The 26,045-nt window shown below is 38.8% G+C and carries 19 protein-coding genes; 9 read left to right on the top strand and 10 right to left on the bottom strand.

What is annotated here, in order from left to right; genetic code table 11:
• Positions 1 to 498 precede the first annotated feature (498 nt).
• On the top strand, positions 499 to 1,305 hold the full coding sequence (locus M3197_RS02470) for a serine hydrolase (RefSeq protein ID WP_251658422.1): 807 nt from the start codon (positions 499 to 501) through the stop codon (positions 1,303 to 1,305).
• A gap of 213 nt (positions 1,306 to 1,518) precedes the next feature.
• On the opposite strand, the gene M3197_RS02465 is transcribed toward M3197_RS02470, so the two are convergent.
• Positions 1,519 to 2,235 carry a uracil-DNA glycosylase family protein gene (locus M3197_RS02465; protein WP_251658421.1) on the bottom strand — a complete coding sequence of 239 codons (717 nt, stop codon included), beginning with the start codon at positions 2,233 to 2,235 and terminating at the stop codon, positions 1,519 to 1,521.
• Positions 2,236 to 3,406: 1,171 nt separating this feature from the next.
• On the opposite strand from M3197_RS02465, the gene M3197_RS02460 reads away from it, so the two are divergent.
• The 8 genes from M3197_RS02460 to M3197_RS02425 all read left to right on the top strand — a co-directional run bounded on the left by M3197_RS02460 (position 3,407) and on the right by M3197_RS02425 (position 13,918).
• Positions 3,407 to 4,054 carry an AroM family protein gene (locus tag M3197_RS02460; RefSeq protein ID WP_251658420.1) on the top strand — a complete coding sequence of 216 codons (648 nt, stop codon included), beginning with the start codon at positions 3,407 to 3,409 and terminating at the stop codon, positions 4,052 to 4,054.
• A 21-nt stretch (positions 4,055 to 4,075) separates the two neighbouring features.
• A complete protein-coding gene (gene ertE / locus M3197_RS02455; protein ID WP_251658419.1) occupies positions 4,076 to 5,311 on the top strand; it encodes an N-carbamyl-l-glutamate amidohydrolase ErtE in 1,236 nt (411 codons plus the stop codon).
• A gap of 131 nt (positions 5,312 to 5,442) precedes the next feature.
• Positions 5,443 to 6,174, top strand: coding sequence for an IclR family transcriptional regulator (locus M3197_RS02450; protein ID WP_251658418.1), 732 nt, complete (start codon positions 5,443 to 5,445; stop codon positions 6,172 to 6,174).
• 13 nt (positions 6,175 to 6,187) lie between these two features.
• Positions 6,188 to 7,552 carry a hydantoin-5-propionate amidohydrolase gene (locus tag M3197_RS02445; protein ID WP_251658417.1) on the top strand — a complete coding sequence of 455 codons (1,365 nt, stop codon included), beginning with the start codon at positions 6,188 to 6,190 and terminating at the stop codon, positions 7,550 to 7,552.
• 96 nt (positions 7,553 to 7,648) lie between these two features.
• On the top strand, positions 7,649 to 7,849 hold the full coding sequence (locus tag M3197_RS02440) for a DUF3311 domain-containing protein (RefSeq protein WP_025785878.1): 201 nt from the start codon (positions 7,649 to 7,651) through the stop codon (positions 7,847 to 7,849).
• Positions 7,846 to 9,315, top strand: coding sequence for a sodium:solute symporter family protein (locus M3197_RS02435; RefSeq protein WP_251658416.1), 1,470 nt, complete (start codon positions 7,846 to 7,848; stop codon positions 9,313 to 9,315). Before M3197_RS02440 ends, M3197_RS02435 begins: the two co-directional genes overlap by 4 nt.
• A gap of 747 nt (positions 9,316 to 10,062) precedes the next feature.
• Complete coding sequence (locus M3197_RS02430; protein WP_285851048.1) at positions 10,063 to 13,173, top strand: glycoside hydrolase family 84 protein; 3,111 nt, start codon at positions 10,063 to 10,065, stop codon at positions 13,171 to 13,173.
• 313 nt (positions 13,174 to 13,486) lie between these two features.
• Positions 13,487 to 13,918 carry a hypothetical protein gene (locus tag M3197_RS02425; RefSeq protein ID WP_251658415.1) on the top strand — a complete coding sequence of 144 codons (432 nt, stop codon included), beginning with the start codon at positions 13,487 to 13,489 and terminating at the stop codon, positions 13,916 to 13,918.
• A gap of 718 nt (positions 13,919 to 14,636) precedes the next feature.
• Here M3197_RS02425 and M3197_RS02415 read toward each other — a convergent pair.
• The 9 genes from M3197_RS02415 to M3197_RS02375 all read right to left on the bottom strand — a co-directional run bounded on the left by M3197_RS02415 (position 14,637) and on the right by M3197_RS02375 (position 25,874).
• Entirely contained in the window at positions 14,637 to 15,695 is a 1,059-nt protein-coding gene (locus tag M3197_RS02415) for a uracil-DNA glycosylase family protein (RefSeq protein ID WP_251658414.1), read from the bottom strand.
• A gap of 643 nt (positions 15,696 to 16,338) precedes the next feature.
• The gene (locus M3197_RS02410; RefSeq protein ID WP_251658413.1) at positions 16,339 to 17,580 is read right to left on the bottom strand and encodes a hypothetical protein; all 1,242 of its coding nucleotides are present in this window, start codon (positions 17,578 to 17,580) and stop codon (positions 16,339 to 16,341) included.
• 646 nt (positions 17,581 to 18,226) lie between these two features.
• Positions 18,227 to 18,796 carry a competence protein ComK gene (locus M3197_RS02405; RefSeq protein ID WP_251658412.1) on the bottom strand — a complete coding sequence of 190 codons (570 nt, stop codon included), beginning with the start codon at positions 18,794 to 18,796 and terminating at the stop codon, positions 18,227 to 18,229.
• Positions 18,797 to 18,949: 153 nt separating this feature from the next.
• Positions 18,950 to 19,993, bottom strand: a complete 1,044-nt coding sequence (locus M3197_RS02400; RefSeq protein ID WP_251658411.1) for a DNA sulfur modification protein DndB — start codon at positions 19,991 to 19,993, stop codon at positions 18,950 to 18,952.
• Positions 19,987 to 21,087: a DNA sulfur modification protein DndB gene (locus M3197_RS02395; protein ID WP_251658410.1), complete on the bottom strand. Its 1,101-nt coding sequence runs from the start codon at positions 21,085 to 21,087 to the stop codon at positions 19,987 to 19,989. The genes M3197_RS02400 and M3197_RS02395 overlap by 7 nt, the downstream gene beginning before the upstream one ends.
• Before the next feature lie 761 nt (positions 21,088 to 21,848).
• Positions 21,849 to 22,859: a UDP-glucose 4-epimerase GalE gene (galE, locus tag M3197_RS02390; protein WP_251658409.1), complete on the bottom strand. Its 1,011-nt coding sequence runs from the start codon at positions 22,857 to 22,859 to the stop codon at positions 21,849 to 21,851.
• Positions 22,860 to 22,875: 16 nt separating this feature from the next.
• Entirely contained in the window at positions 22,876 to 24,156 is a 1,281-nt protein-coding gene (locus tag M3197_RS02385; protein WP_251658408.1) for a lipopolysaccharide biosynthesis protein, read from the bottom strand.
• Positions 24,157 to 24,207: 51 nt separating this feature from the next.
• Positions 24,208 to 24,795, bottom strand: a complete 588-nt coding sequence (locus M3197_RS02380; RefSeq protein WP_251658407.1) for an acyltransferase — start codon at positions 24,793 to 24,795, stop codon at positions 24,208 to 24,210.
• Positions 24,796 to 24,812: 17 nt separating this feature from the next.
• Positions 24,813 to 25,874, bottom strand: coding sequence for a hypothetical protein (locus M3197_RS02375; protein WP_251658406.1), 1,062 nt, complete (start codon positions 25,872 to 25,874; stop codon positions 24,813 to 24,815).
• Between the last annotated feature and the right edge of the window lie 171 nt (positions 25,875 to 26,045).

The following is a 26,045-nucleotide window of genomic DNA, read 5'->3' as shown; positions in this document are numbered from 1 at the left end:
ATCATTCTGCATACTATGTATTTCGCCGTTATTATCACACTGTTCTGTTACCCGTTGTAAACTTTATCCATATCTATAGATGAGACATAAAAAAAGACACTGTAAAAGATACATTCCTCTGACCTATCTCATTCCTATATCATCCTCGTAATATATCTTCAGTTTAGCATATAGTTCAGCATGTAAGCATTGTAACAACCTTCTTCTGAAGTACTGGTGTAGCTATACATGTATTATTTTCAGGTTCATAGTGTTTTAATCAGAACTGTACATCCCCCTGCATTGTTACGCTGTGAAACAACAGTGCCTCTCTGGTTATATACGATTACAAATACGAATTGTAAGTAGCCAAGCTGCACTCTCGAAGCTCCTAAAAAAGGTAGAGCTTTTTCATCATCCTGATGGTACGATTAAAGCGGATATAAGGCACAATTCTGAATTTATCAATTAAACGAGATTGAATTGCTGTTTCACATTCTACTCGGGAAGGTGAAAAATATGGATTACATACAATTAAAAGAAGAACTACACAGAATCGCTAATGACGTAGCGGGAGACGTCTCGATATACGCAACTACGCCCGACGGGGTGATTGCTATACACGAAGATGAAGTGAAACGATCCGCCAGTATTTTGAAAGTGCCAGTCGCCATGGCATGTCTTGCGGCAGCGGACCGTGGAGAGATTGACTTGGATAGCCTCTTAAAAATAGAGGAACCTGTCGGAGGCTCTGGAGTTTTAGCGTATCTGAGCGGTATGGAACAGATCACGTTACGGAATGCCTTGACCTTGTCCATTATTGTCTCAGATAATACGGCAGCGAACCTCGTCATTGAACATGTTGGGATTGAGCGCATTCAGAATTTCTTCAAACACGTCGGTGTCACTCACTCGCAGCTAACACGGAAATTTATGGACTATGACGCATTGGCACAAGGACTAGAAAATGTCGCAACCGCAAGAGACATGGTCCGTTTCCTTGCATGTCTGAATCCCGCAAGCGACATCCTATCACTGACAAGCAAACAACAATTGAAAACCATCATGCGTGACCAGCAACTGATTGACAAGCTCCCTGCCTTCCAGCCAATTTTCGATGAAACGCTCATCATCGGAAACAAAACCGGCACGCTCCCCGGCGTCGAACACGACATCGCCTACTTTGAAAACGGTGAAAAACGCATCGATATCGCCGTACTGACGACGAATTGGGAAGATAACCACGATGGTCAGCAGACCCTTGCCCAGATTGGTAAAGTGATTATCAAATATCTTCGTACAGCATTTACCATATCAAATGTATAGGTTAATTTAATCTAGTTAGTTAAAGGTATCTTTTTTAAAAAGGCTATAAAAAATGCCTCCCAGGGTACTGTTAACTGGGAGACTTAATTTAGGTCTGGCTAATTAATACCTATACTAGTTTATATCTTAAATACTGCACAGTTAAAAAGATTTTCTGTCTTTTTAGCGAAAGATATTGGGTATGGCTCAATGATAATCATAGAAAATAATGATTCACTCTTCTCTAGGGTAAATTCCTTTTCGTTGCAGTCCTGTATGTTGTTCGATGCACTTGTGATACCTCATCCGTGTTTTTTTCAGATTCGTAGGAAACGAGCCATGAAGAGGATGAGGAAGACGCTCTGCAATTGGGTAGTCCAGTTGGCCATCTTTTACCATTTGACGGAGTGTTCGTCCCACTTCTTCACTGAGAGGGACAATGAAAGAAGGCTGCACAATTTTCATCTCTTCCACAAAAGACTCGATAAAATGATGTCGAACGGCACGAGGCAGAATATAATAATTCAAATTCCTGCCGTCACGCAGGAACCCATACCAGGAAAGATTGGTTACATATACAGCGTCCTGAAACTCGCCGACTCCATATTCCTCAATAATGGACAACATGAATTGGGCACTTCTCTCTTTCTCCTGTCGGTCATGCGCAGGGAGGAGTAAGCTAATTCCGGGGAGCAACCGGCTTATCCCGTAGAAATCAATGAATGGCACGCCCGTTTTCCCAGCACCAAATTTACCGGGGTTAATGCCACAAAAGACGATACGTTGGCTAGGCTTGGAGTAGTACTTCTTGTAATAAGAACGGACAAGCTCAGCCTGATCTGTAAACCCAGGCAATATAAAGATCCGCTCTCGTTCTAACTCCCTCAGTACATCCCCTTCTTCAATTAGACGGTCCATAAAAGATAGATGCAGATCGATAATTTTGTCCATTCGTCAACCTTCCTTCTTCCCTAGCCAAAATACATCTTAAAATCACTACTCGTTATTATCTGATTCCTCATGTTATACTTTCTATTTCTTAATAGTACCAGATGCCAATCTCAAATGACATGATATTTATACTATTCTATTATTGTTAAAGTTGTCAGTCTGCGTTGTTAAAATGATTACAGAAAGCGCGGTCCTTTGTGGCACATAACATTGATAAATTTCTTTGAAGTTTGTTGTGTATGATAATACATTCAGCGGGTTTCTCGTTCAAATTCTTGCAACACGTTTCCCTCTTTAACCAGTAGCTCCATAAAAGATAGATGTAAATCGATAATCTCATCCATTGGTTAACTCTCTTTTTTGAATTTAGAATCTAAACAATGCCACCATAAGAACCTCAGTAATACACAACTCGGACACTGCTATGTATTTTACTCGAGTTGTGTGACGCAGGGCAATATCAGCATTTTAGGCATCCACTCTTCTCCGCTATCTGCTTTTGGCTTCAACGTTCAACAGCCCAATCTTTTACTCAAAAAGTCCGCCAACATGCTGTATAGTTGGCAGACTTTTATTTGTGACGTCAATAAAGTTATCAGAACCCTGTCTGAATTACATAGTACATAGGCAAGTTTTTTCATGAAAAGTTATTTTCATCTATACTCTTCCAACTATCAAAGGGTGATTCGTATTTATGTAATAATTCATCTTTAAATATCCTAGCAAACACACTGCAATGACTTATTTTATGGAATACATCATTCACTTATCAAATAATTTGGATAGCGTCTTAATCTTGCAGTTTACTACTTTTCAATGCAGGAAAAGTAAATGCCTTCCAACGTATTGAATGGATGACAAACGGATATTAGGTAAAACTCTTCAACATTCTGACTAGTGTTCCTATTATGAGGTGCATTGGCAGCCATTTCAACTAATTATACAAGGTATGCTCACCAAATTTTCATTAATATTTGAGAATTCAATGAGACGAAAAAATAATAAAACATCCTTTAGATAGCGCTTTCAAAATATAAAATAGTTAGAAAAAACGAGCAATAAAATTATATTTATCAAATGTTGATAATGCGTAATTGACATTTGATAATCCCTTTAGATAATATGAAGCAGAAATTAGAGATTCAAAGACTTTCCGAATAGGAGGAATGCAATGATCACTTTACTGACGATTGGGCAAACTCCAAGACCCGACTTACTGGCACCTTTTGTTTCGAAGAATATTTCTCATGTTCGTTTGGTGGGCGCACTGGATGACGTTACACCAGATGCGATTCATCAGTTGCCGATTTCCGATAAAGAAGAGAAACTATACGCCGTTTTGAATGACGGTTCTGCTACTGTCGGTCATCAATTTATCGAGCAGCGGTTACAAGAACTTGTACATCAATTTGAACCTACGTCCGAAGCCATTGCGATTTTGTGTATGAGCGAATTTTCTCATCTATCCAGTGAGGTTCCCTTGCTTTTCCCTTTCGAGGAATTGAAGATGCAGAGTTCAGTGATCCGCTCAAACAATCGAACTGCAATTTTTGTTCCTATCCCTGAACAGCTCCTTACTGCCCCTGCTAAATGGGAAGGTGTCGAAGGAGACAAACACTTTTTTGCAGTGGATCCTAAATCGGAATGCAATTATTCACAAATAATGGCTCAAATACGAAAGTATGCGCCTGAATTCGTGATTTTAGACTGCTACGGTTATGGCACGGAGTTACCTGACACCATTGAAAATGCCTATCCCTGTAGATGTTTTGGTGCCCAGAATGCATTACTTGATAAAGTAATGCAACTTTCCAACTAACTGAAAAAGGAGAATGCCTACGTGGAAATCAATGCAAGCCGTTTATGGGAAATGATCCATCACTTGGCTGAGTTTACGATACCCGGAATGCCTTGGACAAGACGCTCATTTTCACCTGTCTATAACGAAGGCAGACAGTGGCTTATGAAAGAGATGAAAGCCTGTGGTTTGGAAGTGCGAATAGATGAAGCGGCTAATGTAATAGGACGTCTAGAAGGCAAAAATCCAGCATTGCCACCTATAATCATCGGTTCGCACACGGACACGGTTACTGATGGAGGAAGATTTGATGGGATTGCAGGTGTGCTGGCAGGTTTGGAAGTTGCCCGTACGCTGCATGATCATTCCTTTCAATTGGATCGCCCGCTTGAAATCGTAGACTTCACTGCAGAAGAACCTTCAGAATACGGGCTGTCCACAGTAGGAAGCAGGGCTTGGAGCGGTAATTTGTCTGAAGAGATGCTTACTTATACCAATAAAGAAGGCCAAACATTAGGTGAAGCTATTGCATTCGCTGGAGGAAAACCTGATGAGATTGCTGCTTGTTTAAAAAAACAGAGCGATATCTATTTATATCTTGAACTCCATATTGAACAAGGACCAGTTCTTTTACACGAACAAGCCGATTTAGGAATTGTGACAGGTATTGTGGGTATCCAACGTTATAAAATAATTGTAGAAGGCAAGCCCAATCACGCCGGTACGACACCTATGCATTTACGGAATGATGCACTGGCTGCTGCTTCACAAATGATCCTTGCACTGGAAGAAGTAGCTAGTAGAACATACGAAGAGTCAGTCGTTGGCACGGCAGGTGTCATCGCTAATTATCCAAACGGCTCCAACGTAGTACCAGGAAAAGTAGAATTCCTTTTGGAGATCAGAAGCACGTCCGAAAAGGCAATTGATGAAGTCAGTGAGTCATTTATTAAAAAAGCTCAAAATATCGCCAGTCATCGGGCTGTCCACGTTGCACATGAAAATATTTCACGTTCTCAAGCGATTACGATAGACAAGGACATCCAGTCCCTTCTTCACAAAGCAGGCAGTAAGGTGACTGACAGGCTCGTAGAACTGCCGAGCGGTGCCGGTCATGATGCGAATCAGATGTCCCTTCTGGCACCTGTCGGTATGCTGTTCATCCCCTGCAAAGACGGAAGAAGCCATTGTCCAGAAGAATGGGCTGACCAACAAGATCTGGCAAAGGGTGCTCAGACTTTGCTGAACACTGTTTTAGAGGTCGGCAAGCCGTCCTGATAAGTCGCACCTTTTAATCGCCTTTATTTCTGAAAGCAATTACGTCCAATAAATAATTGTAAATGAGTTATCAATTCTCTATATTATCAAATATAGAGAATTGATAACTACTAATCAGAAAAGGTGATTATATGAGCGCTGAAAAAACATTGGAAATACTGGAACAATTCGATTTTGAAAACCGGGCATTTACCGTACCTGAGTTAGCTGAAAGGCTTAAGCAACCACAAAGCTCCGTCTACCGCCATATGCGTTTACTTAAGGAAAAAGGATATATCGTTGAATATTCTCCTGGTGTGTACTGCCTTGGCTATATTTTTCTGAAGCTCGCGAAGATTATCAAAATGGATATCGACCTTCCTGTCATCTCTCAGGAAGCGATGCGGGAACTGACCAAAGTTACCGGTGAAACCTCCATTTTACTAGTACCTTCCAATATGCAAGCAGTCTGCCTGTCTTCCGTGCCATCCGGCCATCCGGTAAAAGTGTCGTCTGAACAAGGGAATATTGTACCTCTATATGGTGGAGCTTCCTCCAAGGCTTTACTTGCCTTCATGGGAGATAGCACAGTAGATGAACTGTACGAACGTGTTCCTATCCAGGCTCACACTGACAATACGATTATCCAGGCAAAGAAGATGAAGGAACATTTAGAAGCAATTCGGCAAGTGGGCTTTGCATATTCAGACAGTGAAATCGATGAAGGTGTAGTATCCATCGGCCTTCCAATTTTCGATAGTGATGATAAATTATTGGGCTCCTTAAGTGTTGCTGGCCCACGTGACCGAATGAGTAAGAAACCGGCTGAGGAGTTTGTAGCCGAAATCAGAAAAGCTGTGACAAAAATCGAAGTACAGTTATAGAGGAGTGTTTAAATTGAATCAAAAATTAGACCGCATCATTCAAGGACACCTAGTATTGCCAAACCGAACCATACAAGGGGAAGTCGGCATCAAAAACGGTAAAATAGTCGCTATCCACGAAGGTTCAGGCAAACTGACAGCAGACGACGTCCAGGACTTCGGTCAAGCATATGTATTCCCAGGAATGATTGACGTGCATGTGCACTGCTTCAGCAACCCGGCGGAAGGCTTTATCACGACAAGCTCATCTGCTGCAGCCGGTGGAATAACGACTTTTATGGACATGCCTTATGACTTGCCGAATCCAATCAATAATGTCGATATCTTTAAAAAGAAAGTGGAACAGCTGGAAAAGGAGGCGGTCGTGGATATCTGTCTCTGGGGAACGATTTCCAAAACGAATGGAACAGACCAAGTAATCCCAATGGCGGAAGCAGGCGCCATCGCATTCAAAATGTCTACATTTGAAACAGACGAATACCGTTTCCCCCGGATTCCTGATCCAGAAATCCTAAAAGCGATGGAACTCATTGAACAAACCGGATTACGTGCCGCTTTCCACTCGGAAAATGATGAGATTATTGTAGATATGATTGACACTTATCAAAATGAAGGAAAAGTATATCCGAAGGCTCATAACGAAACCCGTCCGCCGCTAACGGAAACTAGTGCAGTCCTAAAATTGATGGAATTTGCATATTGGACGAATGTAAAGCTTCATATCGTTCATGTCAGCCATCCGCGCACAATCGATTTGATTCAAAACTTTAAACAACAGGGGGTAAATGTTACTTGTGAAACTTGCTATCCTTATCTACTGTTGGATGTAGACGATTTGGACAAGTTAGGACCGATAGCGAAAAACAATCCTCCTCTCCGTGAAAAAGAAGAAGTGGCCGGGCTATGGAATCACCTGGAGGATGGAAATATCAATCTAATTTCTTCCGACCATGCCCCTTGGGGATCTGAACATAAAGCAAAAGGCAACGATAATATCTTCCTCGCGTCTTCTGGCCTGCCCGGTGTTGAAGTCATGACACCACTTATGTTTAATAGCACAGTGGCGAAAGGACGCTTAACAGCAAATCAATTTGCCGATTTAATGTCTACCCATCCAGCAGAAGTCTTTTCCATTCCCGGTAAAGGTAAAATCAGCGAAGGCTACGATGCTGACTTTACAGTTGTCGATCCTGCGCAAACAACAATTGTTGACCAGGAAAGCTTCCGCTCACATTCAAAGCTGACTCCGTTTAATGGGCAGAAATTGAACGGAAAAGTCATTTCAACAATTGTACGCGGTGAAGAGGTATATGATGGCGAGAACGTAAAAAAAGAGCCGGGTTACGGAAAATTCGTACCAGGTTCGGCAGCAAAATAAGAAAAATAATAGAAAAGAGCTCCTAAAAGAGTTTCTTTTCTTTCTCCTAAGAAGAAAGCGTTTGCATTACTACAATTAGAAAGTTCAGGTGATTTGATGAAACCCTATTATCTGCTAGCTGTCCTCCCTTTTATAGCAATATTAGGAGGCGCTGCTTTTGTCAATAAGGTAGAACCTTACGTTTTGGGTCTCCCCTTCTTCTTATTCTGGATAATCCTTTGGTCAGTTCTCTGTTCCATCATTATGTTTACAATCTATCAATTAGATCCTTTAAATAAAGGGAGTGAAGAAGATTGAATATCTCATTGCTGATAATAATTGTATTCCTAGTATTAAGTATTACACTCGGACTGCTTGCGAAACGCGGGAAAGATATGAGCATGGAGCAGTGGGCCATCGGGGGCAGGGGGTTTGGCGGAATCTTCATTTTCTTACTCCTTGCAGGTGAGACTTATTCAGTGTTTACTCTACTCGGAACAAGTGGATTGGCATTTAACAACGGAGCAGCTGCTTTTTATTTACTGGCTTTTACGGCATTGGGCACTATTACCTCCTACTGGATTTTGCCTCCTATCTGGAAATACGCGAAAGAGAAAAATATTGTGTCCCAATCCCAGTTTTTCTCTGTAAAATACAACAGTAAAGGACTCGGTGTATTTGTAGCCTTAATCGGCGTGGTCGCATTGATTCCATACATTACGATTTTGTTCAAATCCATGGGTATCCTAGTCGCAACGACTTCGTACGGGGCCATTTCTCCAACGGTTGCTATTTGGATTGGTATGTTTGCATTACTAGCATACGTAATGGCGTCCGGCATTCACGGTTCTGCCTGGACATCTGTCGTAAAAGATATCTTAATATTCTTTGTCATTTTATTTTTAGGTATTTATTTACCAATCCATTATCATGGAAGTTTTCATGGTCTGTTTCAAGCAGTCAAGGAAGTAAAACCAGAAGCGCTTACTCTCCCTTCCAAAGGCATGAGTGTCTCCTGGTTTGTCTCAACGGTTGCTATCAGTGCGTTTGCTTATTTCATGTGGCCCCATAACGCACCAACCATTTATGCTTCCAAAAGTGCAAAATCCTTTCGGTTGAACGCTGTTCTTTTGCCGCTTTATGCAATAATGGTTTTATTCATTTACTTTGTTGGTTTCACTGCAATTGTAGAACTACCAGGGCTTAAGAACGGAGATTTCGCCTTGTTGGAATTGTCCATGAAAACATTCAATCCTTGGTTTGTTGGCATTATCGGAGCAACAGGTTTGCTGGCCACCCTCGTACCCGGTTCTATGATGCTCATGTCAGCAGCAACCATGATTACCACTAATGTCATCGAACCGCTGAAACCAACGATTTCCGAAAAAAGTAAATCCCTGACTGCAAAAGGCTTCGTCGTACTGCTTTCCTTAGTATGCGCATTCTTTTCAATGAGTGGCAGTGAAACTCTCGCCACTTTGTATTTGACTTCTTTCAGTCTAATTACACAGATGGCACCTTCTTTATACTTGAGTCTGAGGAAAACGAATACTGTTAACAAATTCGGAGCTGGCTTCGGGATGTTTACAGGCGTAGCCATTGTCATATATGTCACTTTCTCCAAAACAACAATGGCGCAATTATTCCCCAGCCTTCCGAGTGTCATACAAGACTTAAACATCGGAATTATCGCACTGTTTACGAACATTATCTTGATGTTTGTCATCAGTCTAGCTACAAGAAAATCACATTCTTTTCAAACAAACACTGCACCAACTGAATAACAATTGCAATATTAGCGAAAAGCATTTAATAGGCATTCTATCTTATCTGATGATAGAATGCCTTAAATTTCGTCTGTTTTCATTTTGAACTTATGTGAGTGTATTTCATAATTCTCAGCCCTTATACACCAAGGATTTTGAGACATAAAAAGTAGTATCTCCCCAAGTCTAATAGAATGGTAGTCAACTAAACCATCCCAACATACTGGAGGTACTCGCTTTGACCTTGATACGACGGCAGAGTCTATTTAGCATCAAATACTTTGATGAGAGGGAATCTCCCCGACAATACGAAGAATTCATGAGTGCCATCGATCTGGATGCAATCTTTTTCGCAAAAAGCTATGCCTGCGTACGACACAACTCCAGGAAATTTATGAATAGTGTTCAAATTGTAAGGTGCACAGGCAAAAAAAATCCTCCAGCACGATCTATTACTGGGTGATTCCTACTCGTTTACTGTTCTCGAATTATCAGACTAATGTCTGTATTGTGTGGTACACAGGCACGCGATTTTTTTATTTCATCAGCCTATTCGACGCTCACTTTTACCTACTACTTACATAACAAGTGAAAGTCATCCATGTATCTCGTTTAAATTGTTAGATTAGCGTCTGAATCGTGCGGGGTCCAGGTACCTATTGTAATTCATAATAATTGCGAATAGTATTTTAATTGCGTGGTGAAGAGGCATAGCCTTTTCGAAGAAGAAACGTAAACTATTTTAAATAGTAAAGGGGAATTCACATGCATTTATCTAGAAAAAAGAAAAATTCTTTATTAGTAATTATGATGTCTTTGGTAATGTTAATTTCATTACTACCAACTAGCTTTATTGTACAAGCAGATGAAGTAAAAAAGGAAACGAGTAAAAAAGTTAGTATCCCGGCAAAAGCAAAAGATAAGAAAGGTTATGAAATCTATCCAATTCCTCAAAGTATTGTATACAACAAAGGAAATCTTGACTTAGGTTCAGATATAAACGTTGTCTTTGAGAGTGGATTGGATGAAGCAACAAAAAATCGTTTAAACGAAGTGTTAGCCATTAAAAATATTAACCATACAGTCGGTACAGAAATTCAAGAAGGAAAAACAAACGTTATTGTTGGGATCCACAACTCAGGCGAAATCGTTGATAAGTACTTCGATACAAAAGGGTTAGATGATGAAGCTCATTTCAAAGAAAACGATTCTCATATCCTATCTGTTCGTGAAAACGTAATCGCTGTCTTAGGTAAAGATACAGATTCTGCTTTCTACGGAATTACAACTTTAAAACTGATTTTCAAGCAATTAGAAGACTCTAAAATTAAAAATCTATTAATAAAAGATTATTCAGATGGTCATTGGCGTGGATTCATCGAAGGATATTATGGTATTCCTTGGAGCAATGAAAACCGTAAGAGCTTAATGGAATTTGGTGGAGACTTTAAGATGAATGCTTACATCTTCGCACCAAAAGATGATGAGTATCACAGTCTTAAATGGAGAGAGCCCTACCCCGCTGAAAAGTTAACTGAAATTAAAGATTTGGTTGAGGTTGGAGCTGCTACTAAGAACAAATTCATTTGGACGATTCATCCATTCTTACACAATGCAATTCAATTTGAGGATGAAGCAAACTATCAAGAAGATTTAGCAACAATCATTGCTAAGTTCGAGCAATTATATGATGTTGGTGTGCGTCAATTTGGTGTACTTGGCGATGATGCAGCAGAAGGAGAAGCAGCAGACCAAGTTAGATTAATGAACGATTTAGAAGAGTGGCGCGTATCGAAAGGCGATGTATATAGCTTTATCTTCGTTCCTAAGGTATATACAAAAGAGTCTGCAGGTGGCGATGTTAATAACGAATATTTAAATACAATCGGACAAATGCCTAAATCTACTGAAATTATGTGGACAGGTGACGTAGTTCTTGGTGATGTAAATAAAGAAACGTTTGATTTCTTTGAGGAAGCAGTTGGTCGTGAGCCATTCATGTGGTTAAACTGGCCAGTTAATGATATCAACAATAAGAGGTTATTAATGGGTAAAGGTGAAATGCTAGATCCTTCAGTTACCAACTTCCGTGGTATTGTAACGAACCCCATGCAAGAAGCTCAATCCTCAAAAGTAGCTCTATTTGCAATCGCAGACTTCGGTTGGAATCGAGCAGGATTCGACATGGACAAAAGCTGGGCGGATTCTTTCAAGTACATTGAACCCGATGCAGCAGAAGAGTTACACACATTTGCAAAACATATGAGTGATCCAGCTCCAAACTGGCATGGTTTAGCTTTAGAAGAGTCAGAAGAGTTAGCTCCATATATAAGAGATTTCACAAAAAAATTATTTGCTGGAAAGCCCATTAAAAAAGATAGCAAGTACCTGTTAAAAGAATATGGAAAGATTGTAGATGATACAAATAGCTTCGCACAGAAATCTGAAAATGAACTATTAAAGACAGAAATTAAAGGTTGGGTCGATTCTTTAAGAGATGAAGCCGAGTCAACAATTGCCTATATAAATGCAGCAGTAGCTTTCGAAAAAGGTAATTATGATGAGGCCATGAAGTACTATGTTCAAGGTGAAAATGAATATACCGCTTCAAAATCTCATAGAGTTCCAGCCATCAATAATGGTCAAACTAGACCAGAGCCAGGAACAAAATATTTAGTACCTTTCATTAATGACTTATCAAGATTACTAAGCGAAAAGTTTAATCAAAAAAACAATCCAGATATGAATGGATTAGTACTCTTCCCTTACACAAACATGGGACCAAACTTATATTGGGGACATATTCAAAATATCGTAGATGGTGGTACTGATAGATTATCTACGATGTGGGTACGCCGCGGTGCGAAGGCAGATGACTATGTTGCGGTAGAATTAAATAAAGTAACAGACGTTCATAGCATTACTTTTGAACAGGGTGAGCCAGGTGCTGGTGACTCATTTAACTATGTTAAATTCCAATATTCCATGAACGGGAAAAAGTGGAAAGACGTAGACGGGAAAATATATGGTCCAAATACGCAAAAAATCGTTATTGATGACTTAAATTTTAAGGCTAAACATGTAAGAGTAATTCCAACAGGTGAACTTAAGAATAACTGGATTTCTGTTCGTGAGTTATCCATCAACAAGGATGATGCGGATCATATTAAAAGAGACGTATATACAAACGCTAAAAAATTAGCAGCAAACGAAGTAGATATCTTCCCTTCTAACGCGACTCTTGCGAATGTAAAAGGCATTAAATTAGCCAAAGGTCAATATGTTGGTATCAAACTTAACAAAATTAAAGAAGTAACATCGATCATTGCTGATGTTACAAACAATGAACAATTAACGCTAGAAACATCCATCAATGGTGTTGAATGGACTGAAGTAAAGGATTTAACAAAAGTTATAAATGCAAGGTATATCCGTGTAATCAATAACATAAAACATGCAGTTAAATTTGATATTACAAATTTAGAAGTCCAATATTCCAATAAAGATGTTACATTTGAGGTTAGACCATCTGCTGAAGCTAAATTTGAACCAGCTAACATGATTGACGGTAAATTAAACACAGCATTTAAACCAGATGTAAATGCACCTAAGAGTGGTAGCCTGGTCTATAAACTTTCTGATAGAACCGATATCAATAAGTTTACTGTAAACCAAAACCCTTCCACTATTTCGAATGCAGTTGTTTCAATAAGAACCGAAAAAGGTTGGGCTAAAGTTGGTACGCTAGCTAAATCTTTGAATGTGTTTAGCACAGCTAAATCTAAAAATGTCTTTGAAATTAAGATTGAATGGGATGGTGTTGCACCAACACTTCATGAAATCGGTCTTTCTTCAGGTAAGAAGAATGGCAAGTAAATAAAGATGTATTAGTTAAATTGTGAAGATGTTACCTGTGTACAATACAACTCCAGTGAAATTCCAGAAGGTTTCCAATTTTTACAGTGCACAGTTAGGATTCTTTAGAGATTCAAATAAAACAAACAGCCACCGGAATGTTCTGATGGCTGTTTGTTTATACATGTCTCCTATCGTTGCCTATGCAAGACACAAATCCAGAGCAATTTTAAATAGTGTGGTGCACAGGAAGCGATCACTAACAGGCTAACACCTCTCCGCCACCTAAACTATGATACTATAATGGAAAACGAATTGAGGAGAAGAATCAGTTATGAAAATCAACTTCACAAAGAAACAATATAAACACCTTCTGGATCTAGTCTATTTGGGCGAATGGACAGCCAACTCTGCTAAAGATTACGATGAAAGAGATTCAGAGTACGATGCATTTTTCCAATACATCTGCTCATTCGCTAAAGACTTCGGCGTACAAGACCTTGTTCCATTTGATAAAGAGATGGACGCTCACTTCCCCACTCAAGAATACGAACAACGTCTGCAGCCAATTATTGACGAAAACGACAATGAAGTATTCTGGCAGGAACTTTCAAGCCGACTTGCAAAACGGGATCTCGCAAAGGAAGGAAAAACATATGCTACGCAGGATGAAGCGATGATGAAATACTTTGAAGTTGAAGGAGAATATGAAAAGGAGTTTGAAGAAAACGGACTTTCAAATCTGGAACTCCGCAAACATGACTAACAGGAATCATTACTAATATCCACAAAAGCCACAAAAGAAAAACATGCCTTCTCAGCAATTGACTGGCTAGAAGGATATCTAATTATCTGATTATTGTATGAATTGCGGGGTGCTCATCCATTTCGGCGTATTCTTTGATTGAATGTGATAACTGTGCGTATACTGAAAAAAGACCGGGTGCGCTAACATCCAGTCAATGCAGCTGACATCCGCATGAAGTGCGGTTGACCAGTTGGACAAAGGTGTTAAGAGTAATCACCCTGCTTACTTAGTCGTTTGCGGTGGATGGTTACTTTTTTTCTGTTGGTGTATAGAGCAATCATCGCAACAATGGCTGTTGCAATTGCAGCAAGGAACATTCCAATTTGGAATAACATGGTCAATGCTTCATAAAGTCACCATGTAACACCCCCTTTCCCAAGGGAGTGTCAACCGCCCATCCGCTCTAACTTCTATAGAACATCGATAGGAACAACTGATATACTAGTTCTAGATTATTTGATCAGTGTCTGAAATGTACGTTGCATGTGCAGAGCTTTTGATGCAACACTAGAGATCTTTGCCTGTGCACGAATAGCGTTGCCCTGGTACGACTCAAATTTGGAACAATTCTGAATGGTGTACGATTTGCGAGGTGTACAGCAGCCCTTTTAATCATAATAGCTCTTGTATTCCTTTTGAATGTAAGAGCTATTATGTGTCTCATTATGAAGACCCACTATAAGTCCAACGATTCCCAAGGAAAAGAATTACAGCTTTTCTTGGTGATTTCCTTACTTTCCATATACTCAATATAATACCGAATCGTCAGTGGATATTTCCTAGATGTATCCTTATATTTAAGGTCAATCTTATGCTCTATTTCAGGAGTGATTTCTAGCTCTCCGTTATAGATGCCCCGTTTGAACATGTTTTCAAGACGATTGTGATATTGTTTGACAGAACTTTCACTGAGTGGTTTATAAGCAGGATTAACTTCATGGCGTTTCAATAAATATTGTTTAAACCCCATTGTATCTAGGCGAACTGTTACTGGATCAGACTTTTCAACCGTTACAGGGACTAATGGTTCCACCTCGAATACCAAAGAATCCTCTTTGCGCTGCAATACCGTATGTTGTTCGATGGCCTTACAATAGAGCTCACTGGACTCCACAATATTCGACGTAAAAGAACAGTGATATGGATGTGAAAGTCGCTCAGCAATCGGGTAATCCAGTAGCCCATCAGTTGCCATTTGACGCAGTGTCTGTTCCACTTCTTTGCTCAATGGAACAATAACTGTAGGTTGGACAATCTCCATTTCGTGCAAGAATGATGTCGTGAAAAGATGACGTAGATGATGAGGCAAGTCATAATAATTCAAGTTTTTACGATCACGTTGAAAGCCATACCAGGAGACATTCGTCATATATACCGCATTATAAAAATCCTTGGCCCCATACCTTTCAATTATCGAAAGAATGAATTGTGCACTTTTCTCCTTCTTCTCTTTATGCTGTATTTCAAATCCAGGCATTAAATGGTCCAGTGCGTGAAAGTCGATAAACGGAATACCTGTTTTCCCCGCCCCAAACCTTCCCGGATTAATGCCACAAAATACAATTCGTGAGCCCGCTTCTCCATAAAACTTTCGGTAATACGAGCGGACAAGTGCTTGTTGCTCCGTAAACCCTGATAATACGCGAATGCCCTCTTTTTCTAATTCCCTTAGTACATCTCCCTCTTCAACCATGCGCTCCATAAATGATAGATGCAGATCAATAACCTTGTCCATCCTTCACATCCCCTTCCCTTGCAGTACTAATAGGTGAGCTTCATGCAAGCTCTGTCTGCGCACATAGCAACTAAATAGCGATTCTGAACGGCGTTCGTATTTTACAGTATATAGGCAGACTTTTCACAGACGACGATTTTTAGTAATAAAAAGTATTAGTTTCATCCGAAATCTAAAATTCTTATAATTGACAATAGTGTATCATATAAACATTTCAGTAAGAATGTCTGGACAATTTATGGCCAATACTTGCTTATGTGTCTCGCAATACTAAACTGAGAAGTCTCGTTCGAGTTAAAACCAACAGCAGGAACAATATGACAGAGTGATACTGATACTCTCAGGCTATAAGCAAACTAAAATCTATTAGAGTTGAAAGAAATGTCCGATGCTACACGGCGCATTACAACTGTACACGGAAACAGATGAAAAAAAGATGAGACCGGTATAATATCGTAGTCATCTCGTTGCAGCCTATAACTGAATCATCATTTTTTAAAACTCTCCATATAAGGGAGCAAAACTCAATTGGTATGCCCGGAAACCATTAGTTAATTTTTGTCATTAATTATACTACTAGACTCTAGATTTGATAGAGCTCTTTTAAGATGACATTTTTAATCACCTGTACATACCTATTCATTTATCGAGGTAGATAAGCAAAAACCTTTCCAGTTTCATCTACCCCCATAATTACCTCTTTCGGTGGTATCTCTTTAATTGGGGTATTGTATTCTAGCCTTCTAGGAATTATCTCATTTATTTGCTCCATATTTTTCATATGATATTCTTTTTTATTTATTCCAACATGTATTTTATAGTTACGGTTTAATCGTTCAATCTTTTCATGAACTCTTTGAATTAAAAGATCATTTTCTTCTTCAATCACCTTTAAACTAGTATCTTCTATTTGTCTAGGATCATATTTTCGAATTAATGATAGATATGGTTCATAGTTTTCTTTTATATATCTAAAATTCAATTCTAAAATTTGTTGAAGTTCATTAAAATCCTTTATTAAGGGGGCAATAGATTGATTAAAAGACGCAACTTTATATTTTCTAATTTTCTCACTTTCTTTTATAAGTTCAATTTTACTTACAATCGATTTGAGATCCTCATTAACTTTGCACATATCTTCTAAAGTTTGGACATACGAAGACTCAATTTGGATGTCTTCTACTCCTCTCATTGTACTAACGCCCATAACGGATCTTCTAATAACCTCTCTAAAATAAATTTCCCTTGACTTTATTCTTCCCATATAATCATTTTTTCTATTGAGCATCAAAGTATCCAATTTTTGTTCAATACTATCTAATGACTTTTGGATATTTGCTAATTGTTTTTGACCTACAGCGGCAGTTAATAAATTCATGCTTCCGTTTATGAGAAGTGAAGGAGATACATCTTTATATAAAACACCTTGCTCAACAAATTTACTCGTATCTCGATTATTCAAGATTGGAAGAAAACCATTTCTATCTTTTCTCTCAACCAAAGTAAAAGTTCCGTCCCGTAAGCCTTTTATTGCTTCAGGGGAAAATGTGATTTTATAAGAATGTTTCTCTTTAAAAATCGGATAAACACTTGTCACTGTTTGAATTAATGTATCCCTCATAGTAATTGGAAGACTGAACTCTTCGTATTTCACTTCAATATTGTCCTGTTCTTCTAATTCATAAATCGACGGGATTAAATTTATTTTGGGATCATCACTATCTTTTGATTGCGATGCTTTTAGTAATGTATCCTTTTCTTGAGAAATCATACCTTTCCCTACATTCAAACTTTTCTTTCTATTATCCACTTTACGAATGCCCAACAAATAAATTATAACTAGGATTAATATACTTAATACTATGGTGATGAAAATTGTCTCCAATAAAATGACTCCCCTCTCAAGTTAATTAGATTTCTAACGTTCAAGCCTCCGAACTCAACTTTAATAAGACGCTCACTTGCCGTATTAATGTAATTCTTACCCTATCGATTAGCTCTCATTTAGAAATCACTAAGACCTTGTTCTTTTACGACTTTGCTTTTCTTCTAGTATACTCCAGTATTAATTATTAATAGTCTCATTATACCAAGTGTCGTCAGCTATGTATCCATGTTGTGTCAGAGAAGTTGCGAGCGACGTTGAGATAGAAATTGGCCAAAACGAGGACTAATCTATTGTCTTAAGCATTATTAGAGATATCAAATCACCATCTCCAATAAATCTTACTCCTTTCCACCCTCGTCACAGGCGTATACTTTTCCCATCACTTTTTGCGTCCCATTCCTTCATAATTCTTTCTCGTCTTAGTCACTACTCTCTTAGTTTCAATTCCTCCCTTAATTCGGTCTATTCGTGTTCTATTCATTAGCCCCTTGTACAATAACTTTCTTCCTTAAGCAACTAATCCTGTAATCCTTTCATAGTTGTTGCTTTCACGTTTCATCATACTGTCCCCCACAAAAAAGCCTCCCAGCCCAAAAGGCGAGAGGCATAGTAACACTTCTTCAATTCCATCTCTACAGATAGTTCACTTAGGTGTAAGGAGTCGTCCCTCTTTCCAATCATAATTCACCCCAGCTTCCTGACAGATGAAGTACGTTTTCACATACGCCCCACCCGCTCTTTGAACGTGGTCCGAGTGAGATTCAATTTGACAACGAAGTGTGTAGGCCCGCTGCATGCGATTTCGGAATTGGTTGTAACTACAAGCGAGGTTGACGACGCTGCCGTTTTTCAAGTAAACCGTCACTCCGTTACGCCCATTGGGTACGTACTTGCGGACATGCCCGACGGAGACCCAGATGCATTTAGGAGATTTCGATGAGGTCAGTGGAATCCAGTACATTGCATGCTTTTTACTGATAACAACAGGTGCCATGGTGCCTGATCCAAGGAGGTTACGCGCTCCATCGACTGCGCCTTTCAAGCTTGTGCCGGTCATGCGCAAATTCAGGTCGATAAGGTCCGTCGGCTTCATTGAAACGATGTGATAGTCATCCCCTTCCATGTACTTCGATTGCAGTTCGCCGATTTCACTGTAGTGTGGAAAAATAATACTTGCTTCAGTCGTTAAAATGAGATGTTTGTTGTAAGCCATCGTTTATTGCCTCCTTTTTTTACGTGCCTATTTAAATACGTTAAAAAAAGGGGTATACTAGCTAATAAGCTGGCTAACCCCAGTGGATCTCTCCGAGTGGGTCTGACAGGACTTTCACACTCGGGGATTTTTTGTATCTTCTGTTCTTCTCAATCACTCACCTCCTTCAAGGCGCAGCCAAGCAACGAGCGCAGCATGGGTCGCTTTGTTCGGATTAAAGTAGTATAGCTTCTCTCTGCCGCGCTCAGTCCCTTCAAATCGCTTCCATTGCTCATGGCCCGATTGCCAGTCGATCTGCTTCAGTCTACTCATTCGGTCCTTCACCGTAGTCTTCTTCTGTTCAAGCGTGGCATCATGTAGACCGGAATACACATACTCCGCAACCGCAGCTAGCAAAGTGAAGTTCGCCAGCATGGACTGCTCATAATTCCCTATGGTTTCAGCGGGCTGAAGAACAAATAGTTCGTCCAGCCAAAGACCGATCACTTCCAAATGCTCGTCCGCGTCTGCAATCAGCTCTTGCTGCATCGTCGGCTTCGCATGAATCCCCTGTCCTGTCATGAAATAGCCGACGAGTCGACGCAGTTGGGACAAGGAAACAAAATTTTTGTTCCGGGGCCGGCGGATGGAGATTTTTTCTTGTTCAATACCCGCTCTCTGTAGTCCTTCATGGGTTTTGACCAAAAGATTCGTCGTCCGATTCAGCTCATTGCGGGAGTCATAGGCAATCCGCTTCGACAGCGATACTTTCTTGCCCTTAGTATTCAAATCGATAAAAAGCTGATCGGTTTCTTCCCTAGTAAACCCCTCGAACAGCTGCACCGCAATCTCGATCTTATTGAGCATCTTATTCATTAAGTAACCTTTGCTGTGCTCTTCCGGATCATCGCTGTTAATCAATCTGGTGATGAACGGCTTGAGCTGCCCCATGGCCCTCAGCCTCTGCGTGCCGTCTATGACCGAAAACCGATTTGGCCTACCTCCAGCCAGACAGCCGATCTCCACATGAGCGACAATCGGAGGGAAGTACACTTGTCCGCTTGCCAGGTTGTCCAGCATATATCGGCGTATCATCTTCACCTGATGTTTACTTTCGTGCCGCGTTTCAATATGACCTTCTTCCAGCTTGTCGATCAATTCATCCAGTCGGTACACCGCAATGCCCTGTGTTTTCTCGAAAACGGTCGCTGTCAGCACACAATCCCCATCCTCTCAGCGTCAATCATCTTCAGAAACTGAATAACCGTCCTTTTGATGCTCGTAGTGGATGAATGATTTTTTAGGAGCCCACTCGCTTTGTCGTACATATGCTCAAATGCCGGATCATCCGGCTTCCACGTACATTGCCTATTCAGTAGCTTTAACAATTCAAACGCCTCTTTGTAGGAAATCCCTTCCCCCCGGGTCAACGTATGAGCCGTCTGAGCAAGTGCCACTTGAATCCCTGTTTTGGTGCACACATAATTTTCACGGACCCTCATCCTCTTTGGGAAAATGTCCTTCCACGTTTCAAAGAACGCCTGTGCCACAATTGGTACCTCAGACGGCTTGCAGTTTCGGAAATACGGATCCCCTTTTTTCTCACTCAACGTACCTTCAAACAGGGAGATAAGACATTTCCGCATCACCGTCAACGTCGTAAGTCTGGAACTTTGCACCGTTAAACGGACAGATTCCATTTCAATGTCCATTTGCTCCTGCAGCTCCTGTGCAACATTCCGTACCAATGTCGTATACGCATCCCGCTGATCATACTGCATGCGCAGCCCCGGATGCGCTTCACAGCGTTCCGTATTCAAATCGGTGAACATTTGACGTTCTTCCTGCCTCGACAAATCCAAATAGACCTGCATCGTCACTGGATAATTCATCAGTTGGCCAATTCTAGCCTCAATTTTCGCCGCATCTGTGAAATCCCCTGCTTCCTCCGCAGCTTCCTTTTGAGACTTCAAATGACTCAGCGAAGAAGACATAGCGGCACTCCGATGTTGACCGTCAATTATGTATAGCTTACTCCCTGCCGTCAGTTCAAACGACCCATCTGTCTTCTCAATCTGCAGACGGCTTGAGAACACGAAAGGTGAGAAAAAGAAATGCTTCCCCTCTTCCAAACTCTCCAAAATGAAATCCCGGATATCCCTGCGCTTACGCGGATCCAGCTGCCGTTGCACTTGCTGATCCACTTCAAAAATCGCTTCCAACGTCGCAAACCGAATCTGCGTGACCAGCACTTCTTGCCCGAATTGTGAATACTGCATTCCTGGTATATTTGTCTTAACACCCCCAACCATTGACTCATCCCCCTCCTGTATTTTCAGTATAGTCAGTGTTTTAGGTTCTGTCTACATAAATTGTCAACGACTCTCGGTTTTTCTTATATTTGGTTGTCAGATTCCCTTTTTCTCCAGTGTATTGACAGAATACTCATTCTGTGTTTTATCGTCACCTTATCTACCTGTCATGATTTAGATTAATTGTCACTCCATAACAAAAAAACCCTAACATTCAACTAGAGCTGTCGAATGGCAGGGTTAAACTTTAGTACATAGGCAGTTTCAAATAATGGCATTTGATTTTTCAGTCATAATTCCAAATAAAATATATTCACATTTTCAAAGGGTTACAATTAATTGGAAAGATTTCTGATCAAGGAAATAAAGAACCAAGTGACAAGGGTTCTATCAAGTCTAGATTTCAAAAATTAATTACTTCAGAAAATAGTAAATGTCCTAACAACTATAAAGGTTATTGTGCAGGTACATCTCACAAGACTATTTGACGCTCACTTTTACCTACTAATTACACCACAAGCGAAGGTCATCCATTTATCTCACCTTAAATTATTAGATTAGTGTCTGAATTGCGTGAGTTCCAGGTACCTATTGTCAATTAATCTCTAAGTTATCTTATTATTGTCTGGATATTCCGTTTAAAGGAAGCCTTTTTATATTGATTAAATTCGGGGTAATATTAGAAATAAGTATTGCTATATTTGAATAACACAAATAAGCCCACCAAGCTGCAAAATGAGACAGCCCAGGGGGTAACTACTTTATTTCGATTCCACAAAATCTTTATAATTCTTCTCAAATCGCCATGCATCACGGCACATAGCCACAATGTCGCGCTTAGCAGTCCAACCGAGTTCGTTCTTTGCTTTAGAAGTATCAGCGTAATACGACGCTATATCTCCAGCTCTGCGATCGACAATTTCATAAGAAACTTTAATATCATTAGCTATTTCAAAAGCTTTTACTAACTCTAGTACACTAGTCCCTTTCCCAGTTCCCAAATTATAAACATGAACACCTTCAGTAAGATTCTCTAACGCAGCAACATGGCCCTCAGCAAGATCCATTACATGAATATAATCTCTTATACCTGTTCCATCTATCGTTGGATAATCATTTCCAAACACACGTAATTTCTCAAGTTTACCTTTTGCTACTTGAGTTACATATGGCATAAGATTATTTGGAATTCCATTTGGAGCCTCACCAATTAATCCACTCTCATGAGCTCCTACTGGGTTGAAATATCGAAGAATAGATAAGGAAAAGATAGGGTTTGACCTTGTTATATCAGTTAAAATACGCTCACTCATGGCTTTAGTTTCACCATAAGGATTAGTCGTTGGTAGCAGGTCCATTGTCTCGAAAAATGGTACATTATTTTCCCCATACACTGTTGCTGATGAGCTAAAGACAAATCGATTAACACCATATTTATGACAGGCTTTTGTTAGAACCACGGTACTTACAATGTTATTGTGATAATATTCTAGTGGTTTTTCTACTGACTCGCCAACCGCTTTAAGGCCCGCAAAATGAATAACTCCATCAATCTTATAATTTTTGAAAATAATATCAACAGCTTCTGCATTTGTTACATCAATCTCGTAAAAAGTAACTTCTTTTTCTGCTATATCCATGACTTTCATAACAGTCTCACTCTTACTGTTAGAAAGATTATCAGCAATAATGACTGAATGCCCAGCTTGTAACAAGGCAATACACGTATGTGAGCCAATATATCCGGCACCGCCGGTTACTAGTATGTTCATTTTTAGTAAACCTCCTTTAAATATGTAGTATCGCTTTTGTTCCTTTACTCAATTTATAAATGTATACATAGAAAATCGCATATATTACTGAATAAGTAACCGTAATTAAGGTTAAGAATATATAAATATCCCACCCCTTAAACTTACATATCGTATAAGAAACAACCGATGCTACGATAAATAAATTAGACATATAAAACTCTGCCTTTTGTTTTCCTGAAATAATTAATGCAGGAGCTAAAGCGGTCACGATAAACCTAACGCCATACATCGGTGCAAGTATTTGTACAAAAACTCCAGCTACATCCCAACCATCTCCAAATACTACCTCAAATACGTAAGGTCCTAAGATCATCAATATCAGAACCATAGGTATGGACAGACATAAAAGAAAGAGGCTTACAAATTTTAATGACTTACTATAGTTACCTGTCAATTGATTTTCTTCTGATGCCTTTTGGAAGAATACCTTTGAAACATTTATACTTATTAAGTTTAAAGGTAGCCCTAGTATTCTATAAGAAATTGAATAGAATCCAAATATCGCTAGTCCAAATAATCCAATAATAAAAAAGTTTAATACAGAATAAGAAGTCGTATTAATAAAATGTGCAGGCATCGAGAATATCGGCAAATTTCTATATTTTGTTAATGACTCTTTTATACCCTTAAAACTAACATCCTTTAATTGAATTCTATTCTCGAATAAATGCTTTCCTTGTCTTTTAAACCCTACTAACATTCCTAATAATTGAGATACTAACAATCCTATTGATCCTGATTTTAGAAGACCCAAGATCACTATTCCAATATTTTGTGCTATTGTTCTAGTAACTATTACCGAAGATATGGTTTTATATTCTTTATGCCTATTGTTATAAGCTGTCAAGATATTTACAAGCGCCGTTAGAAATAATATCCCAATTACTAGATAGGCAAATCCGCCTACCTCTTCTGTAATTTGCGGGTTCATTGATAGATAATACTTAAAGCCTAACGTAATAAATATCAGGAAAACAAATGAAAACACTAGACTTCCAACGATTAATTGCATTACTTGTTTTTCATTTTCTTCGGCTACAATCGCTTGGTCATATTTCCCACATAAAACTGGTCCAAACATTGCTACTAATGTCAATATTAGTGTGTATATAGCTATTTGTTCTGGTGTATAAAGTCTTGTCATTATTGGTGCTACAATAACAGTTATGATTTGAGCAAGAAATGAACCTATTGTTAATTGATAAATATATTTAAAATACTGAGAGTCTAATAGCTTCTTTCTCAATGTATTCATATTTCCCCTCTATTCTAAACATATAAATACTTCAAAATATATTAATACACTTTAATTATTTAATTTAGATACCAACTGCTTTTCTAAGTCTTTAATTTTTTTAGCAGCAACTCCACCGATAACACAGTTTCCTTCTTCAAAGCTCCTAGTAACAACTGCACCTGCACCAACAATGGTGTGGTTTCCTAATTTGACACCGGGTAAAATTACTACATTCATACCTATCCAACAATCCTTTCCGATAATGATGTCCTTAGGTTCATCATGTGCATCCAAATGATAGAAATTATGATTTTCAGTAATTAACCCAACATTAGGTGCGATGTATGTTCCTTCCCCAATGATAATCTTTCCTCCACTCCAGTTTTGGAAATAACAGCCCATGTGTTGAAAGTTATTCATATCATTTACATTAAAATAAATATTATCTATTTTTCCGATAATATTATTATGTGAAACTGGGAATGGAACATGTCTGTTCATTCCCAGCATCTTTTGAAACAATAAACTCCTCCAGCACCATTTCCAGCCTTCAATATTGTTTTCAAACCAACGCCCTTTAAGAAATTCTTTATTAAAAAAAATGGGCATGATAAACTTTGAAACTAAAATAAATATTTGATGCACAAAAATTCTCATTCCCCCGTAATCTCCCATCAATTAGTATTTCTTTTAAGGTAATGTCTTTTACTCTTCAATCTAATTAAGTTGACTATGATTGCGAACATTAGAACCATTATCATGTCATATCTATTACGTACAAATGAATCTAAATCTGCATAAGGAACGATAATAAACATGATTAAAGCAATTCTTAATGTAATGAAATAGAACTCATTCGAATGTAACTTATCAACCACTTTGTCCATATACTTGCAAATAATCGCAAGTATCGTTGAGATAATTATTATACCTATAAAACCAAACTGTCTCATTCCTAATGTTAAAATATCAGTTGGAATTCCACCGTGGGTATTATTTTCAATATAATATTCTGTTATAAAATGATAACCAGATGTAACTTTAGCTAATCCAAATATACTTAGTATAGAAGTTGGAATAATATTGATGATCCAAGTAAAATAATCAACTCCCATTCTGAGTCCATAAGAATCATTAATATGATGTATATTTAGTAAATTAAGATATGGAAAAGCAAATTCATTGATAAATGAAGCAAAATCTGAGGAACTTTCTTTTATATACCCATAACTTAGATAGAAAAATAGATCATCTAAAAGACCCAATAAAATGAAGCCAATTATAGAAAACACAAACATATAAATAAATGGGTGTTTTGATTTCCTGAATGCAAAATCTATGAAAAACGTCAAAGCAAAAAGTATTACTCCTAACCTCCCTGCGTTAATAAGAAGAAAAAAAATACTTGCACAAATTGATAATAAAAACAGAATCATCATGATGAAACTTCTTTTTATTCTTGATGCATAAGCTAAAAAATACGTTGAAGCAAGTGAACTTACCATTAATACTATTGCAAAGAGTCTATTTTGCGGTATTAAGATTGAACTGTCACTCCCAAAGGCTCTTAGTTGATCTCCCATTGCAAGTGCAGTAAAGATACCACCAAGGCTATTAGCGACGAGCAACTCAGCAAAAATACCAATAGCTAATGTTGAAATTCCAGTAAAAACTGCAAATTTATATACTACTTTATTTTCTTCTGTTATCTGATTATCAAGGTTATTGTTCCCCAAAAGATTGACTTCCTTTATATGTCCCTGTCTTAGTAATATAGTTTTCGGTGTGATACTTATTCTATAAACAAATATAAACACTGAGTAAGCAATAATTGTATAAGAAAATGCATAGAATACATCATATGAAGTTGTTAAACTTATCCACAAGACAAAGCTATTTAAGCTTTC

The sequence above is a fragment of the Sporosarcina aquimarina genome (assembly GCF_023715615.1).
Lineage (GTDB): Bacteria > Bacillota > Bacilli > Bacillales_A > Planococcaceae > Sporosarcina > Sporosarcina aquimarina_A.
Note: the sequence above shows the minus strand (reverse complement) of the source record. Positions and strands in the feature narration are given on the sequence as shown.

What these genes read in the sequence shown, in the direction of transcription:
- M3197_RS02460 (WP_251658420.1), top strand. Translation starts at nt 3,407, where the DNA reads ATGATCACTTTACTGACGATTGGGCAAACTCCAAGACCCGACTTACTG.
- galE (WP_251658409.1), bottom strand. Translation starts at nt 22,859, where the DNA reads ATGAACATACTAGTAACCGGCGGTGCCGGATATATTGGCTCACATACG.
- M3197_RS02385 (WP_251658408.1), bottom strand. Translation starts at nt 24,156, where the DNA reads ATGAATACATTGAGAAAGAAGCTATTAGACTCTCAGTATTTTAAATAT.
- M3197_RS02395 (WP_251658410.1), bottom strand. Translation starts at nt 21,087, where the DNA reads ATGGTTGGGGGTGTTAAGACAAATATACCAGGAATGCAGTATTCACAA.
- M3197_RS02405 (WP_251658412.1), bottom strand. Translation starts at nt 18,796, where the DNA reads ATGGCTTACAACAAACATCTCATTTTAACGACTGAAGCAAGTATTATT.
- M3197_RS02465 (WP_251658421.1), bottom strand. Translation starts at nt 2,235, where the DNA reads ATGGACAAAATTATCGATCTGCATCTATCTTTTATGGACCGTCTAATT.
- M3197_RS02415 (WP_251658414.1), bottom strand. Translation starts at nt 15,695, where the DNA reads ATGGACAAGGTTATTGATCTGCATCTATCATTTATGGAGCGCATGGTT.
- M3197_RS02470 (WP_251658422.1), top strand. Translation starts at nt 499, where the DNA reads ATGGATTACATACAATTAAAAGAAGAACTACACAGAATCGCTAATGAC.
- M3197_RS02430 (WP_285851048.1), top strand. Translation starts at nt 10,063, where the DNA reads ATGCATTTATCTAGAAAAAAGAAAAATTCTTTATTAGTAATTATGATG.
- M3197_RS02380 (WP_251658407.1), bottom strand. Translation starts at nt 24,795, where the DNA reads ATGAGAATTTTTGTGCATCAAATATTTATTTTAGTTTCAAAGTTTATC.
- M3197_RS02450 (WP_251658418.1), top strand. Translation starts at nt 5,443, where the DNA reads ATGAGCGCTGAAAAAACATTGGAAATACTGGAACAATTCGATTTTGAA.
- M3197_RS02440 (WP_025785878.1), top strand. Translation starts at nt 7,649, where the DNA reads ATGAAACCCTATTATCTGCTAGCTGTCCTCCCTTTTATAGCAATATTA.
- M3197_RS02425 (WP_251658415.1), top strand. Translation starts at nt 13,487, where the DNA reads ATGAAAATCAACTTCACAAAGAAACAATATAAACACCTTCTGGATCTA.